Origin of the sequence: Tahibacter soli (assembly GCF_025717065.2) — a bacterium.
GTDB lineage: Bacteria > Pseudomonadota > Gammaproteobacteria > Xanthomonadales > Rhodanobacteraceae > Tahibacter > Tahibacter soli.
Genome location: NZ_JAOVZO020000018.1, coordinates 1,011,539 through 1,025,169, shown reverse-complemented (window position 1 = coordinate 1,025,169; position 13,631 = coordinate 1,011,539). Strand labels below are relative to the sequence as shown.

13 protein-coding genes and 1 other RNA gene are annotated in these 13,631 nt (G+C 66.7%); 4 read left to right on the top strand and 10 right to left on the bottom strand.

The genetic code is table 11. The features are described from left to right. Nucleotides 1-16: 16 nt before the first annotated feature. The 6 genes from carA to hrcA form a co-directional block, all read right to left on the bottom strand. Complete coding sequence (gene carA, locus OD750_RS17900) at nt 17-1,156, bottom strand: glutamine-hydrolyzing carbamoyl-phosphate synthase small subunit (RefSeq protein WP_263545167.1); 1,140 nt, start codon at nt 1,154-1,156, stop codon at nt 17-19. Between the two features lie 211 nt (nt 1,157-1,367). Then, nucleotides 1,368-2,186, bottom strand: a complete 819-nt coding sequence (dapB, locus tag OD750_RS17895; RefSeq protein WP_263545166.1) for a 4-hydroxy-tetrahydrodipicolinate reductase — start codon at nt 2,184-2,186, stop codon at nt 1,368-1,370. Between the two features lie 258 nt (nt 2,187-2,444). Further along, the gene (dnaJ, locus tag OD750_RS17890; protein ID WP_263545165.1) at nt 2,445-3,584 is read right to left on the bottom strand and encodes a molecular chaperone DnaJ; all 1,140 of its coding nucleotides are present in this window, start codon (nt 3,582-3,584) and stop codon (nt 2,445-2,447) included. Between the two features lie 239 nt (nt 3,585-3,823). After that, the gene (dnaK, locus tag OD750_RS17885; protein WP_263545164.1) at nt 3,824-5,746 is read right to left on the bottom strand and encodes a molecular chaperone DnaK; all 1,923 of its coding nucleotides are present in this window, start codon (nt 5,744-5,746) and stop codon (nt 3,824-3,826) included. Nucleotides 5,747-5,832: 86 nt separating this feature from the next. Continuing rightward, a complete protein-coding gene (grpE, locus tag OD750_RS17880; protein WP_263545163.1) occupies nt 5,833-6,375 on the bottom strand; it encodes a nucleotide exchange factor GrpE in 543 nt (180 codons plus the stop codon). A 71-nt stretch (nt 6,376-6,446) separates the two neighbouring features. After that, nucleotides 6,447-7,502, bottom strand: coding sequence for a heat-inducible transcriptional repressor HrcA (gene hrcA / locus OD750_RS17875; RefSeq protein WP_263545162.1), 1,056 nt, complete (start codon nt 7,500-7,502; stop codon nt 6,447-6,449). A gap of 152 nt (nt 7,503-7,654) precedes the next feature. On the opposite strand from hrcA, the gene recN reads away from it, so the two are divergent. Further along, the gene (recN, locus tag OD750_RS17870; protein WP_263545161.1) at nt 7,655-9,328 is read left to right on the top strand and encodes a DNA repair protein RecN; all 1,674 of its coding nucleotides are present in this window, start codon (nt 7,655-7,657) and stop codon (nt 9,326-9,328) included. Nucleotides 9,329-9,498: 170 nt separating this feature from the next. Here the strand turns inward: recN and fur are convergent, their stop codons facing one another. Next, on the bottom strand, nt 9,499-9,906 hold the full coding sequence (gene fur, locus OD750_RS17865; RefSeq protein ID WP_263545160.1) for a ferric iron uptake transcriptional regulator: 408 nt from the start codon (nt 9,904-9,906) through the stop codon (nt 9,499-9,501). Between the two features lie 236 nt (nt 9,907-10,142). Here fur and OD750_RS17860 point away from each other — a divergent pair, with 236 nt between their 5' ends. Further along, nucleotides 10,143-10,556 (top strand): outer membrane protein assembly factor BamE, encoded by a 414-nt coding sequence (locus OD750_RS17860; protein WP_263545159.1) that lies wholly within the window; start codon nt 10,143-10,145, stop codon nt 10,554-10,556. 200 nt (nt 10,557-10,756) lie between these two features. Here OD750_RS17860 and OD750_RS17855 read toward each other — a convergent pair whose 3' ends face one another. Together OD750_RS17855 and OD750_RS17850 are read right to left on the bottom strand one after the other, a co-directional pair. Next, nucleotides 10,757-11,050 (bottom strand): RnfH family protein, encoded by a 294-nt coding sequence (locus OD750_RS17855; protein ID WP_263545158.1) that lies wholly within the window; start codon nt 11,048-11,050, stop codon nt 10,757-10,759. Then, nucleotides 11,043-11,474: a type II toxin-antitoxin system RatA family toxin gene (locus OD750_RS17850; RefSeq protein WP_263545157.1), complete on the bottom strand. Its 432-nt coding sequence runs from the start codon at nt 11,472-11,474 to the stop codon at nt 11,043-11,045. The genes OD750_RS17855 and OD750_RS17850 overlap by 8 nt, the downstream gene beginning before the upstream one ends. Before the next feature lie 54 nt (nt 11,475-11,528). On the opposite strand from OD750_RS17850, the gene smpB reads away from it, so the two are divergent. Further along, nucleotides 11,529-12,023 carry an SsrA-binding protein SmpB gene (smpB, locus tag OD750_RS17845; RefSeq protein WP_263545156.1) on the top strand — a complete coding sequence of 165 codons (495 nt, stop codon included), beginning with the start codon at nt 11,529-11,531 and terminating at the stop codon, nt 12,021-12,023. A 69-nt stretch (nt 12,024-12,092) separates the two neighbouring features. Continuing rightward, nucleotides 12,093-12,446: a transfer-messenger RNA gene (gene ssrA, locus OD750_RS17840) on the top strand. A gap of 429 nt (nt 12,447-12,875) precedes the next feature. Here ssrA and OD750_RS17835 read toward each other — a convergent pair. Further along, entirely contained in the window at nt 12,876-13,628 is a 753-nt protein-coding gene (locus tag OD750_RS17835) for a choice-of-anchor D domain-containing protein (RefSeq protein ID WP_263545155.1), read from the bottom strand. Nucleotides 13,629-13,631: the final 3 nt, after the last annotated feature.

The following is a 13,631-nucleotide window of genomic DNA, read 5'->3' as shown; positions in this document are numbered from 1 at the left end:
TCCGTCGTGAACCGAATTAAGCCGCCGTCGCGGCGCGTGTGCGCATCGCGGCGATGAACGGGTCGAACACCGCGGCGACGTCGTGCGGCCCCGGGCTCGCTTCGGGATGCCCCTGGAAGCTGTATGCCGGCGCGTCGGTCAGCGCGATGCCCTGCAGCGATCCGTCGAACAGCGAGCGATGCGTCGCGCGCACGTTCGCCGGCAGCGTCGCCTCGTCGACCGCGAAGCCGTGGTTCTGGCTCGAGATCATGACGCGGCCCGAATCGAGATCGATCACCGGGTGGTTGGCGCCGTGGTGACCGAATTTCATTTTTAGCGTTTTGGCGCCGACGGCGAGGCCGAGCAGCTGGTGCCCGAGGCAGATGCCGAACGTCGGCACGCGCGCGCGGACGAACTCGCGGATCGCCGCGATCGCGTAGTCGCACGGTTCCGGATCGCCGGGGCCGTTGGACAGGAACACGCCATCGGGATTGGCCGCGAACACCTCGCTCGCGGGCGTCTGCGCCGGCACGACGGTGACGTCGCAGCCGCGGTCGGCGAGCATGCGCAGGATGTTGTGCTTGATGCCGAAGTCGTAGGCGACGACGCGGAACTGCGCGGGCGGTCGCGCGTGCGAGGTGCTGTCGAGATCGTAGCTGCCCTCGTTCCAGCGGTAGCGTTCGCGCACGCTGACGACCTTCGCCAGATCCATGCCCTTCAGGCCCGGGAACGCGCGCGCCGCGGCGAGCGCGGCATCGGCGTCGATCGCGCGGCCGGCGACGATGCAGCCGTTCTGCGCGCCCTTGTCGCGCAGGATGCGCGTCAGGCGGCGCGTGTCGATGTCGGCGATCGCGACGATGCCGTTGCGCGCGAGGTACGCGCCGAGCGTTTCTTCCGAGCGCCAGTTGCTCGCGGCGAGCGGCAGGTCGCGGATGATGAGGCCGGCGGCCTGCACGGCGGTCGACTCGGCATCGACGGCATTGCACCCCGTGTTGCCGACGTGCGGATACGTCAGCGTGACGATCTGCTGCGCATACGACGGGTCGGTGAGAATTTCCTGATAGCCGGTCATGGCGGTGTTGAACACCACCTCGCCGGTCGTTGAACCTTCCGCGCCGATGGCAACGCCGTGAAACAGGCTGCCGTCGGCGAGGGCGAGAAGCGCGGGCATGGTCATGCGGTCGCCTATTGGGGGTCGGGGCCCGGCACCCTGACGTCGGGTGCGACAAAACCCGCGGGCTGGGACCACCAGTCCGTGGATTGGGCGTGAGAAGGGTTCGAGGCGAGACGCGATTTTAGTGACGGTGACATGACCTGTCCACCGAAACCGGTCACACCTTCGTCGCGTTGACGGCGGCGCACCGCCTCTCGCCGCTCGGGCGAAGAACTCAGTCGCAGTCGCCGAGCACGTCGTCCATCGCGTACGACTTCGGCGGCGCGTGCGCGAGCCGCTGCGCGGCGACGAGCGCGCCGCGCGCGAACACGTCGCGGTCGGAAGCGCGATGCGTCAGCTCGATGCGTTCGTCTTCGCTCGCGAACATCACGGTGTGCTCGCCGACGACGTCGCCGCCGCGCACGGCGTGAAAGCCGATCTGCCCGGGCGGACGCGCGCCGACGAGCCCCTGCCGGCCATGCACGGCCTGCGCGTCGAGCGCGCAGCTGCGGCCTTGCGCGACGGCCTTGCCGAGCGTGATCGCGGTGCCCGACGGCGCGTCGGCCTTGCGCCGATGGTGCATTTCGATGATTTCGCAGTCCCAGTCGCCGAGCGCGCGCGCGGCCATGCGTGCGAAACGCGTCATCAGCGCGATGCCGAGGCTGAAATTCGACGCCCACAGCACGGGTATCGCGTGCGCCGCGTGCGCGAGCGCGGCGTGCTGCGCGTCGGTGAGGCCCGTGGTGCCGCTGACGAATGCGATGCGGCGGTCGAGCGCGAGCGCGAGCGCCGCGTCGAACGCGTGGGCGCTCGAGAAGTCGATCAGAGCGTCGGCGCGCACGTCGGGGTCGAGCGCGGCCTGGAAATCGAGGTCGGCGGCATCCGGGCCCGCGATCCGGCGCACCGGCGTGTCGACGAGGTCGGACCCGGCGCGCACGAGCGCGGCGCCGATCGAAACGCCGCGCAGCGCGGGCGCGGCGCGCAGCAGCGCCTGGCCCATGCGGCCGGCGGCGCCGTGGAGGATCAGGGTGACGGGGGTGTTCGGTGTGGTCATGCGGGCCTTCGATACAAGAAGCGACGGCCTTGCAGACTCCCTCTCCCCCATCGGCCGATGGGGGAGAGGGTCGGGGTGAGGGGATGCACCCGGCACTTCCTCGACGTCGACGAAGTGCGAAACGCCGCCCCCTCACCCTGCCCTCTCCCCAAGCGAGCTTGGGGGAGAGGATGTGTTCTGCACGCGTCAGGGTGGTGGCCAAGCGTGCGTCACGTCGCCCGCCTTGTCACCTTACGCATCGTCATACCGCCGACGCGATCACGACGTCATCCGATCCCAGAACTGCTTGACGCCGTCGAGCCACGACGACTCGCGCGGCGTATGCGCGCCCGGCTCGGCGCCTTCGAACGTGCCTTCGAGTTCTTCGAGCAGCTCGCGCTGGCGCTTGGTCAGCTTCACCGGCGTCTCGACGACGACGCGGCAATGCAGGTCGCCCATGCGGCCCGAACGGACATTGCGCACGCCCTTGCCGCGCAGGCGGAACAGCTTGCCGGTCTGCGTTTCGGCAGGCAGCGAGATCGACGCCTCGCCGTCGAGCGTCGGCACCTTGAGTTCGGCGCCGAGCGCGGCCTGCGAGAAGCGGATCGGCACTTCGCAGTAGAGATCGTCGCCTTCGCGCTGGAACAGCTTGTGTTCGCGCACGCGCACTTCGACGTAGAGGTCGCCGGGCTCGGTGCCGGCCGGACCGGCTTCGCCCTGGCCCGCCAGACGAATGCGGTCGCCCGAATCGACGCCGCCGGGAATCTTCACCTGCAGCTTGCGCTCGTCTTCGGTGCGGCCTTCGCCGCGGCAGTCCTTGCACGGGTTGGCGATCGTCGTACCCGAGCCGGCGCAGTGCGGACACACCTGCTGCACCGAGAAGATGCCCTGCTGCATGCGCACGCGGCCGTGACCGCGGCAGGTGCCGCACTGGGTCGTCTTGCCGTCGGCCGAACCGGTGCCCGTGCAGGTCTTGCACGCGACGAGCGTCGGCACTTCGATTTCGCGATCGATGCCGAACACGGCCTCTTCGAGATCGAGTTCGAGCACGTAGCGCAGGTCGGAGCCGCGCCGCACGCGCTGGCCTCCGCCGCCGCCGCGGCCCATGCCGAAGATGTCCGAGAAGATGTCGCCGAAGATGTCGCCGACGTCGCCGTGAAATCCGCCGCCGGCGCCGCCGCGACCGCCGCCCGCTTCGAACGCGGCGTGGCCGTACTGGTCGTACATCGCGCGCTTCTGGCGGTCGCACAGAATCTCGTACGCTTCCTTGCCTTCCTTGAAGATCTCTTCGCAGTGCTTGTCGCCCGGATTGCGGTCCGGGTGATGCTTCATCGCGAGACGGCGAAACGCCGTCTTGAGGTCTTCTTCGCTCGCGTTGCGTTCGACGCCGAGCACTTCGTAGTAGTCACGCTTGCTCATGACGCTCGCGTCGACGCGGTGCGCAGGTTGGAAAAATGACGCGTCATGGACTTTTGAACTCTGGAATTTTGTCGGATCGAAGCGGAGAGCCCTCTCCCCCAAGCGCGCTTGGGGGAGAGGGTCGGGTGAGGGGCGGCATCGGGTTCTGCGTCGAGATCGACGAAACGCGAAACGCCCTCCCCCTCACCCCAGCCCTCTCCCCCGCAGGCTTGCGGGGGATAGGGAGCTACAACAGCCGCTTACTTCTTGTCGTTGACTTCGGTGAACTCGGCGTCGACCACGTCGTCGGGCTTCGCGCCGCCGGCCGGGCCGGCCTGCGCGCCCGCATCCGGGCCCGCGCCGCCGCCCTGCGCCGCCGCGAACAGCGGCTGCGCGGCTTCTTCGGCCTTGGCGATGCGCGATTCGATCTGCGCCTTGTCGTCGCCCTTCATCACCTTCTCGAGTTCCGACAGCGCCGTTTCGGCCGCGCCGAGTTGCTCGGGACCGATCTTGCCGCCGTGCTCCTTGATCGCGCCGCGCACCGCGTGCACGAGCTGGTCGGCCTTGTTGCGCGTGCCGACGAGTTCCTGGAACTTGCGGTCTTCTTCCTTGTTCGCTTCGGCGTCGCGCACCATGCGCTGGATCTCGTCGTCCGACAGGCCCGAACCGGCCTTGATCTCGATGCGCTGTTCCTTGCCGGTTTTCTTGTCCTTCGCCGACACGTGCAGGATGCCGTTCGCGTCGATGTCGAACGCGACTTCCACCTGCGGCATGCCGCGCGGCGCGGCGTCGATGCCGGCGAGGTCGAACTTCGCCAGCGACTTGTTGAAGCGGGCCTGCTCGCGTTCGCCCTGCAGCACGTGCACGGTCACGGCGGTCTGGTTGTCGTCGGCGGTCGAGAAGATCTGCGACGCCTTGGTCGGGATCGTCGTGTTCTTCTCGATCAGCTTGGTGAACACGCCGCCGAGCGTTTCGATGCCGAGCGACAGCGGGGTGACGTCGAGCAGCAGCACGTCCTTGACGGTGCCGCCGAGCACGCCGCCCTGGATCGCCGCGCCGACGGCGACGGCTTCGTCCGGGTTGACGTCCTTGCGCGGCTCCTTGCCGAAGAAGTCCTTCACGGCTTCCTGCACCTTGGGCATGCGCGTCATGCCGCCGACGAGGATCACCTCGGTCACGTCGGACACGCGCAGGCCCGCGTCGTTGAGCGCGATGCGGCACGGTTCGATCGTCTTCTTGACGAGGTCGTCGACCAGCGCTTCGAGCTTGGCGCGCGTGAGCTTGATGTTGAGGTGCTTCGGACCCGACGCGTCGGCCGTCACGTACGGCAGATTCACTTCGGTCTGGTGGCTCGACGACAGTTCGATCTTCGCGCGCTCGGCGGCGTCCTTCAGGCGCTGCAGCGCGAGCGGATCGTTCTTGAGGTCGATGCCCTGGTCTTTCTTGAACTCTTCGACGAGATAGTCGATGACGCGCTTGTCGAAGTCTTCGCCGCCGAGGAACGTGTCGCCGTTCGTCGCGAGCACTTCGAACTGCTTCTCGCCGTCGATTTCCGCGATTTCGATGATCGACACGTCGAACGTGCCGCCGCCGAGGTCGTACACGGCGATCTTGCGGTCCTTGCCGCCGCCTTTGTCGAGGCCGTACGCGAGCGCGGCCGCGGTCGGCTCGTTGATGATGCGCTTGACTTCGAGGCCGGCGATGCGGCCCGCGTCCTTGGTCGCCTGGCGCTGGCTGTCGTTGAAGTACGCCGGCACCGTGATGACCGCTTCGGTCACCGGCTCGCCGAGATAGTCCTCGGCGGTCTTCTTCATCTTCATCAGCACCTTGGCCGACACTTCCGGCGGCGCCATCTTCTTGCCGTCGGACGTGGCCACCCAGGCGTCGCCGTTCTCGTGCGCGACGATGCCGTACGGCACGAGATCGAGATCTTTCTTCACTTCTGCATCAGTGAACTTGCGGCCGATCAGGCGCTTCACCGCGTAGAAGGTGTTCTTCGGGTTGGTCACGCCCTGGCGCTTGGCCGGCGCGCCGACCAGCACTTCGCCGTCCTTCGTGAACGCGACGATCGACGGCGTGGTGCGGTCGCCCTCCGAGTTCTCGATCACGCGCGCGGTACCGCCGTCCATGATCGCCACGCACGAGTTCGTCGTGCCGAGGTCAATACCGATGATCTTGCCCATTCGTTGCTCTCCTCAAGACTGTCGGGCCCTCGCTGGGGCCATCACTGTCGCGCTATTTATGGTTGGCGTGGGTCAAATCAAGCCGCTTACTTGGCCACCGCGACCAGGGCGGGACGCAACAAACGATCGTTCAGTACATAACCCTTCTGCAGCGTCGCGACGACGAGGCCGGACGCGTGGTCCGGACTGTCGACCATGCTCATCGCCTGGTGCAGGTCCGGGTTGAACGGCGTGCCGGTCGGGTCGACCTGTTTGAGGCCGTTCGTCTCGGCGACGCGCAGCAGCGTCTTGAGCGTCAGGTCGGTGCCCTCGCGCAGCACGGCCGCGTCGGCGTTCTCGATGGCCAGACCGCTGTTGAGCGCGTCGAACACCGGCAGCAGGTCGGACAGCAGGCGCTCGTTGGCGAACTTGCGCGCCTGTTCCAGGTCGCGCTGCAGGCGGCGGCGCTGGTTTTCGAGCTCGGCACGTTCGCGCAGGAGCACGTCGCGCATTTCGGCGACGGCCGTCTCGGCCTGGGCCAGCTGCTGGCTCAGCGCGTCGATGTCGGCGTTCATGGCCGCTTCGGCCTCGGACGCGCCGCTTTGCGCGCCCTGCGCCCCAGCGGGCGCGGTCGGATCGGTGTTTTGCATAATTCTCCGGGCTTTCCAGTACGTCCCGTCCCCACGGGGCGCGGGATGATAAGGCTTGCTACGACGTTGTGCTATTGGGTCAGGCGCTGGCGGTTCAAGGCGCCGGACAGGATCTGCGCGGTGGCCTGGACCACCGGAATCACCCGCTCGTAGGCCATGCGCGTGGGTCCGATCACGCCCAGGACGCCGAGCACCCGCCCGCCGACGCCGTACGGCGCCGTGACGAGACTGCAGTTGCCGAGCGCGCCGAAACCCGATTCCTCGCCGATGAACAGGCGCACGCCTTCGGCGCGGGCGCAGCGTTCGAGCACGGCGAGCAGGTCGCGCTTGCGCGCGAACGCCTCGAACAGCTCGCGCAGACGGTCGAGATCCGACAGGTCGTGCACGCCGATGAGGTTCGTCTGGCCGGCCACGAACATGTCCGGCTGCGGCGCCGCGCTGTCGAACGCGTGCTGCGCGATCTCGACGGCGCTCGCCATCAGGCGGTTGAGCTGCGTGCTGGTTTCCTGCATTTCGCGCAAGAGGCGCAGGCGGATTTCGTCGAGCCGCTGGCCGGAGAAATGCAGGTTCAGGTAATTGGACACCTGCTCGAGCTCGGACGGGCTGTAGCCGCGTTCGAGTTCGATCACGCGGTTCTGCACCTGGCCGTCGACGAAGACGAGGATCACCAGCGTGCGGCGCGCGTCGAGCGGCACGAAATCGATGTGGCGGAACGGCACTTCCTGGTGGCGCGGCACGGTCACCACGCCGACGAAATGCGTGACCTGGGACAGGAGCGACGACGCGCTGTTGAGCAGATCGGGGGTCGTCGCGTCGGCCGGCAGCTCGCGGCGCATGTCCTCGACCTGCGATTCGCCGAGCGGGTGCACTTCGAGCAGACTGTCGACGAAGACGCGATAGCCCTGCACGGTCGGCACGCGGCCGGCCGACGTATGCGGCGCGGCGACGAGGCCGAGTTCTTCGAGGTCGGCCATGACGTTGCGGATCGTCGCGGGACTGACGTCCAGGCCCGACGACTTGGCGAGCGAACGCGAACCCACCGGCTGGCCGTCGACGACGTACTGGGAAATCAGTGTGCGCAGCAGCTGACGCGCGCGCGAATCAAGCGAGTAGGCGGTAGTGGACATGGTCGGCGACGTCGGCATCCCCTGAGCTTTGCCGTGCGATTCGCGGCTGCGGATCGCGCTTGAGCATACACAGCCCGCGCGGCGCGGCAAGCCGTAGCGGTTTCATGGCTTCCTGATAGAGTTGGGGGTCTTGGTTTTCAATGGATCGGGGCATGCTGCGTTCGCTCTACGTCAAGGATTTCGCCATCGTCGGCGAGGCCGACATCGCCTTCGGCGCCGGCATGACGGTGGTGACCGGGGAAACCGGCGCGGGCAAGTCGCTGATGGTCGACGCGCTCTTGCTGTTGTCGGGCGCGCGCGCCGACGCCGGCGTCGTGCGCGCCGGCTGCGACCGCGCCGAACTCGCGGCCGAATTCGACCTCGCCGGGGCGCCGGCGGCGCGCGCGTGGCTCGCGGCCGAGGAACTCGACGACGGCGACGCCTGCCAGTTGCGCCGCGTCATCCGTACCGAAGGCAGCTCGCGCGCCTGGATCAACGGCCGGCCGGTGACGCTCGGCCAGCTCGGCGCGCTCGGCGAGCACCTGATCGAAATCCACGGTCAGCACGAGCATCAGGCGCTGCTCGACCGCAACCACCAGATGGGCCTGCTCGACGCGTTCGGCACGCATGCCGACGCCGCGCAGAGCGTCGCCGCCCTCGCCCGCCGCTGGCGCGAAATCGGCCGGCGCATCGAGGCGATCGCCGGCAGCGGCGACCACGGCGAGCGCGTGGCGGTGCTCGAACGTCAGGTCGAAGAACTCGACCGCCACGCGCTGTCGCCGGAAAAGCTCTCGGAACTCAACGACACGCACAAGCGGCTGGCGAACGCGGGGCAATTGCTGCAAGGCAGTTCGTCGATCGGCGAACTGATCGACGGCGACAGCGAGTTCGCTCTGCGCCGGTCGCTCGCCCGTGCGCATACCGAACTGCAGCGGCTCGCGGAAATCGACCCCGCACTCGCCGGCGCGGCCGAACTCGTCGACGCGGCGCAGATCCAGCTCGGCGAGGTCGCCGACGCGCTGTCGCGCTACCAGGATTCGCTCGATCTCGATCCCGAGCGCCTGGCCGACGCCGAAACGCAGATCGCCAAGCTGCACGAACTGGCCCGCAAGCACCGCCTGCCGATGGACGCGCTGAAACCGCGCGCCGACGAACTGCGCGCCGAACTCGACGAACTGCGCAACGCCGGCAGCCTGCTCGGCGAACTCGAACGCGAGCGCGAAACCGTGCGTACGCAATACGCGACCGCGGCGAAGACGCTCGGCGCGGCGCGCGCGAAGGCGGCCAGGAAGCTCGGCGCCGAAGTCAGCGCGCTGATGGGCGAACTCGGCATGACCGGCGGCGTGTTCGCGGTCGAGCTCGAAGCGCTGGCGAAGGACGAACCCGATCCGGCCGGCCTGGAACGCTGCGAATTTCTCGTCAGCGCCAACCCCGGCCAGACGCCGCGCGCGCTGCGCAAGGTCGCGTCGGGCGGCGAGCTGTCGCGCATCAGTCTCGCCATCGAAGTGGCGGCGCTCGGCCTCGACGACGTCGGCACGATGGTCTTCGACGAGGTCGACTCGGGCATCGGCGGCGCGGTGGCCGAAGTGGTCGGCCAGAAGCTGCGGCGCCTGGGCGCGGCGCGGCAGACGCTGTGCGTGACGCATCTGCCGCAGGTGGCCGCGCAAGGCCATCAGCACTTCAAGGTGAGCAAGGGCAGCGACGGCGGCGCGACGCTGACGAAGATCGAGGCGCTCGACGACAAGGCGCGCCGCGACGAGATCGCGCGCATGCTCGGCGGCATCGAGATCACGAAGGCGACGCTCGCGCATGCCAGGCAGATGCTGGAGCATGCGCAGGCGGGGTGAAGTTCGGCTGACGCGGGAATCGCGATCTCCCTCTCCTCCAGGCTTGCCTGGGGGAGAGGGCTGGGGAGAGGGGGCGACGTCCGGCACTTCGTCGAGATCAAGGCAGCACCTAGCGCCGCCCCCTCCCCTAACCCCTCCCCCGGCGAAGCCGGGGCGAGGGGAACAAAGCCTTACCGCTTCCGCTTCGGCCGCACGTAAAGCACGAGGCTGTGCTCTTCGATCACGTAGCCGTGCTTGTCGGCGATTTCCTTCTGCAGCCGCTCGATCTCCTCGCTGGTGAATTCGATCACCTTGCCCGACTCGATATCGACCATGTGGTCGTGGTGCTTGCCCCGGTCGAGTTCGTAGACGGCCTGGCCGCCCTCGAAATTGTGCTTGAGCACGAGACCCGCCGCTTCGAACTGCGTCAGCACGCGATAGACGGTCGCAAGACCGATGTCGTCCTCGTGCGCGAGCAGCTCGCGGTAGATGTCTTCGGCGGTGAGGTGCTTGCCGTCGGCATCTTCGAGGATGCCGAGGATGCGCACACGCGGATGCGTGACTTTCAGACCGACTTTGCGCAGATCCTGCGATTCCATAACACCTCCGTTCGCTTCGGCGAGCGGTCCGGCTCGCTGAAGATTGGCTAAATCGTCGAGTACGCCGCGTGCGCCGCGGCATGCCGCGCGGCGGCGGCGTCAAGCCCTGCAACGCAAGGCCCATGCGGGTTTTCGGGGATCAGCAAGCTGGGCCTCGTGCCTTGCGGGCCGTGATCCGCCAACGTCTGCGCGTAGTGTATCATCCGCCGCCTCTACGACTGACCGGATCGTCCGTGATGACGCGTTTCCTTCGCCCGCTGTGCGCAATCCTTCTGGCCCTCTGTGCGGGCGGCTGCGGCGTCATCTACAAGGTGGACATCCAGCAGGGCAACCTCTTGTCGAAGGATACGGTCGACCAGCTCAAGCCGGGCATGAGCAAGCGCCAGGTGTCGCTGCTGCTCGGCACGCCGTCGATCACGAGCCCGTTCGAACGCGATCGCTGGGACTACGTCTCGTCGATCCAGCGCCGCGGCCGCACGATCGAAACCAAAAGCCTGACGCTGACGTTCGAAGGCGACGCGCTCGCGCGCATCGAAGGCGACTACTTTCCCGAAGACTCGCCGCAGCTGATCAAGGACGCCAAAAAGTACCGCCTCGAGTTCCCGGACGAAAAGCGCCCGGACGAAAAGAAGAAGCGCGGCGGCGCCTGACGGTTTCCGGACAAGCCGCAGGCCGTTGCCGACGGCCTGCTAGTGTCCTGTCCGGTTAGTTGCTTGAAGAACTCGCGAGCGGCTTTGGCCGCGAATCTAGGCGCACTGACGAGTCGTACCGGCGGTACGGCGAGGAAGTGCAACGACGAGTCGCGGCCAAAGACGTCGCGAGTATTCATGCGAACTAATCGGACAGGACACTAGGGCTTCTCCGCGCGCCGGCGACGCGCGGCTTTCGGGTCGACGACGAGCGGCCGGTAGATTTCGACGCGATCGCCGTCGCGCAGTACGCGATCGTGCGTGGCCGGCCGGCTGAATATGCCGACCTTGCCATTGGCGACATCCAGATGCGGAAACGCGGCGCCCACGCCGCTCGCGGCGATCGCCTCGGCGACCGTCGCACCAGCCGCGACGTCGACGGCGCGCAGAAACTGCCGCCCGGGTTCGACGTAGGCGACCTCCACGCGGATGCGTTCGGGCGCGACGTCAGCCATATGTGCGCGCCGCCTCGCGGCAGAACTCGTCGACCATGCGATCGGCCAGACCCTGGAAGCCGAGCTGCAGCACCGAGCCGACGAGCTTGCCGGAATAGTCGAAATCGAGCGCGAACGCGATCTTGCTGCCGATATCGCCGAGCGGCGTGAAGGTCCAGTCGCCTTCGAGCGAGCGAAACGGCCCGTCGACGAGCTTCATGCCCATGCGATGCGGACGTTCGAGCGCGTTGCGCGTGGTGAACGTCTGCGTGAATCCGGCGACGCGCACCTCCATGCGGGCGGTCAGCGCCTCGTCGGTGCGTTCAAGCACGGTCGCGCCGACGCACCAGGTGAAACGCGCAGGATACGTCTCCACATCGTTGACGAGATCGAACATCTGGGTCGGGGTGTAGCGCACGAGAGCGCTGCGTCGAATCTGGATCACTTGCTATGCTCTGTCGTTCCCGGATCGGAACGCCTACCCGAAAGTGTAACGAAGATGGCCAAGCCCAAAGACAAAAAGAACGATTCCGAAGGCGGCACGATCGCGCTGAACAAACGCGCGCGCCACGAGTACTACATCGACGAGCGTTTCGAGGCCGGCATCGCGCTGCAGGGCTGGGAGGTCAAGAGTCTGCGCGCCGGCCGCATCAACTTCGGCGACTCCTACGCGCTGATCAAGGGTGGAGAAATCTACTTGTTCGGCGCGTCGATACCGCCCCTGATTTCCGCCTCGACGCACGTCGTGGCCGAAGACCGCCGCACGCGCAAGCTGCTGCTGCACCGCGAAGAGATCGACAAGCTGATCGGCGCGGTCGAACGCAAGGGCTATACGGTCGTGCCGACGGCGCTGTACTGGAAGAAGAACAAAGTGAAGGTCGAAATCGGCCTCGCCCGCGGCAAGCAGGACCACGACAAGCGCGACACCGAAAAGCAGCGCGACTGGCAGCGCGAAAAGCAGCGCGTGATGCGCTCGCACAACAAGAGCGCGTAGTAACGTCGCTGCAACATTGAATACGCGCGAGCCGAACCCATATACTCGCGCGGTGATGCAAGGTTTCCCGGGGGCGATCGGCTTCGACGGGGGCTACGAAATCACTTGGTGCATGCCGAGGGGGCAGCTTTCCTCGTTAATCCAGCAGCAAACTTTTAGTTGCCAACGACGACAACTACGCACTGGCCGCTTAAGGCCTAAGCCGGGAACCCACTTGTGCTCATGCTCGTGGATGTACCGTCACTATCATGAGATCGCTGGCGTTTGCCGCCTGACGGCCGTCGGCTAACTCCAATCGGGCTGGTCCTTCGGTGCGCTTCGCCCACCGTGTTGCCGCAGGACGAGATCGAACGGTGAGCTATGCATGTAGAGCCGGGGACGTAGGGCCTTCGGACGCGGGTTCGATTCCCGCCGCCTCCACCACTTCACGACTAAACCCCTTGTTTTACAAGGGGTTTTTTCGTTTCAGAACGAGATTTTGGCGCGGCGTTTAGGTACTGTTTTAGGTACTGTTTATGCCAAGCCCTCTTGTTTACGCCCGACCATCCGGGCTGTTTGTCCGCTTCCTCGTTCCCCTCGATCTGCGTTCGCGGATCGGCTCCCAGTTCATCGTGCGCGCCCTGGGCCGCATCGACCGCGACACCGGCCGCCTACTCGCTGCCTTGATGGGTTCTGCCTTATCGTCGGCTTACGCCGTGCTGCGACGGGAGCCGTCCATGCCGATCGACATCAAGGAACTGCTTCGAAAAGCCCAAGCGGGTGAACTGCGTGACTGGACCGGCGGCGCTAGGGTGGCGCACCGCCCTAACCCTGCCCCCTCTTGCCGGGGCTGAGAATCCGCAGAGGCCAAACTCATTGGGCCCGCGCGGGCGCGATCACTTCGAATCCGTCGGCGAACAGGGGCACTTCCGGTAAGCCGTCGCCGCCGAGAAACAGCGCGAAGGTGCCCGAGGACGCGACGATATGCAGATCTCCCGATATAGGCCCGACCGCTTGGGGCGTGAAGGCGAATTGGACCGTGCAGCCGCCGAGCGCTCCGATCTCAAAGGGTGGCTCCGGGCAGGTTCCGCCCGTGCGCACGAACGAGCCGGGCGGCACGCTTGTCGTGGTCATTTGTACTACCACCAGCGGGACCGACCGAATGTTGTTCATCGTGGCCTGCAGCGTGCCGCTGGCAGCACCTACGGGTATCGAAGAGAACCAAAGCGACATCGGCAACATCTCCAGGTAGCCCACTTCGCCCTGTCCATACAGCCCAAAAGCGACGGTCGTGCCCCCGGCCAGTGTAATGGTGTGCGTCTGTGGGAACGTCGTTGCGCCGGTGGGTGTGAACGTGTGCTCAAGCGTGCAGCTTGACTGCGCACCGATGGTAAAGGGTGGCGCACCACACGTTCCGCCGACGCGCGCATAGACGCCGGTGGCCGGCGTCACGGAAAGAACGCTCAACAGCTGGTTGCCTGTGTTCCGCAAGGTCGTCGCCTTCGGTTCGCTGGTTGTGCCGACGGCCTGGTATCCGAAATCTACCTGCCCCGGTGACGGCACGAGATCAGCCTGGGCATTGGCGCCCCCCAGGAGCATCAGCATTACGAGCAACACGCGATTCATTGG

Excerpts from the sequence above, each read along its gene's own strand:
- dnaK (WP_263545164.1), bottom strand. The coding sequence starts at position 5,746 with ATGGGCAAGATCATCGGTATTGACCTCGGCACGACGAACTCGTGCGTG.
- OD750_RS17860 (WP_263545159.1), top strand. The coding sequence starts at position 10,143 with ATGACGCGTTTCCTTCGCCCGCTGTGCGCAATCCTTCTGGCCCTCTGT.
- grpE (WP_263545163.1), bottom strand. The coding sequence starts at position 6,375 with ATGCAAAACACCGATCCGACCGCGCCCGCTGGGGCGCAGGGCGCGCAA.
- fur (WP_263545160.1), bottom strand. The coding sequence starts at position 9,906 with ATGGAATCGCAGGATCTGCGCAAAGTCGGTCTGAAAGTCACGCATCCG.
- recN (WP_263545161.1), top strand. The coding sequence starts at position 7,655 with ATGCTGCGTTCGCTCTACGTCAAGGATTTCGCCATCGTCGGCGAGGCC.
- dapB (WP_263545166.1), bottom strand. The coding sequence starts at position 2,186 with ATGACCACACCGAACACCCCCGTCACCCTGATCCTCCACGGCGCCGCC.
- OD750_RS17855 (WP_263545158.1), bottom strand. The coding sequence starts at position 11,050 with ATGGCTGACGTCGCGCCCGAACGCATCCGCGTGGAGGTCGCCTACGTC.
- hrcA (WP_263545162.1), bottom strand. The coding sequence starts at position 7,502 with ATGTCCACTACCGCCTACTCGCTTGATTCGCGCGCGCGTCAGCTGCTG.
- OD750_RS17835 (WP_263545155.1), bottom strand. The coding sequence starts at position 13,628 with ATGAATCGCGTGTTGCTCGTAATGCTGATGCTCCTGGGGGGCGCCAAT.
- smpB (WP_263545156.1), top strand. The coding sequence starts at position 11,529 with ATGGCCAAGCCCAAAGACAAAAAGAACGATTCCGAAGGCGGCACGATC.
- dnaJ (WP_263545165.1), bottom strand. The coding sequence starts at position 3,584 with ATGAGCAAGCGTGACTACTACGAAGTGCTCGGCGTCGAACGCAACGCG.
- carA (WP_263545167.1), bottom strand. The coding sequence starts at position 1,156 with ATGACCATGCCCGCGCTTCTCGCCCTCGCCGACGGCAGCCTGTTTCAC.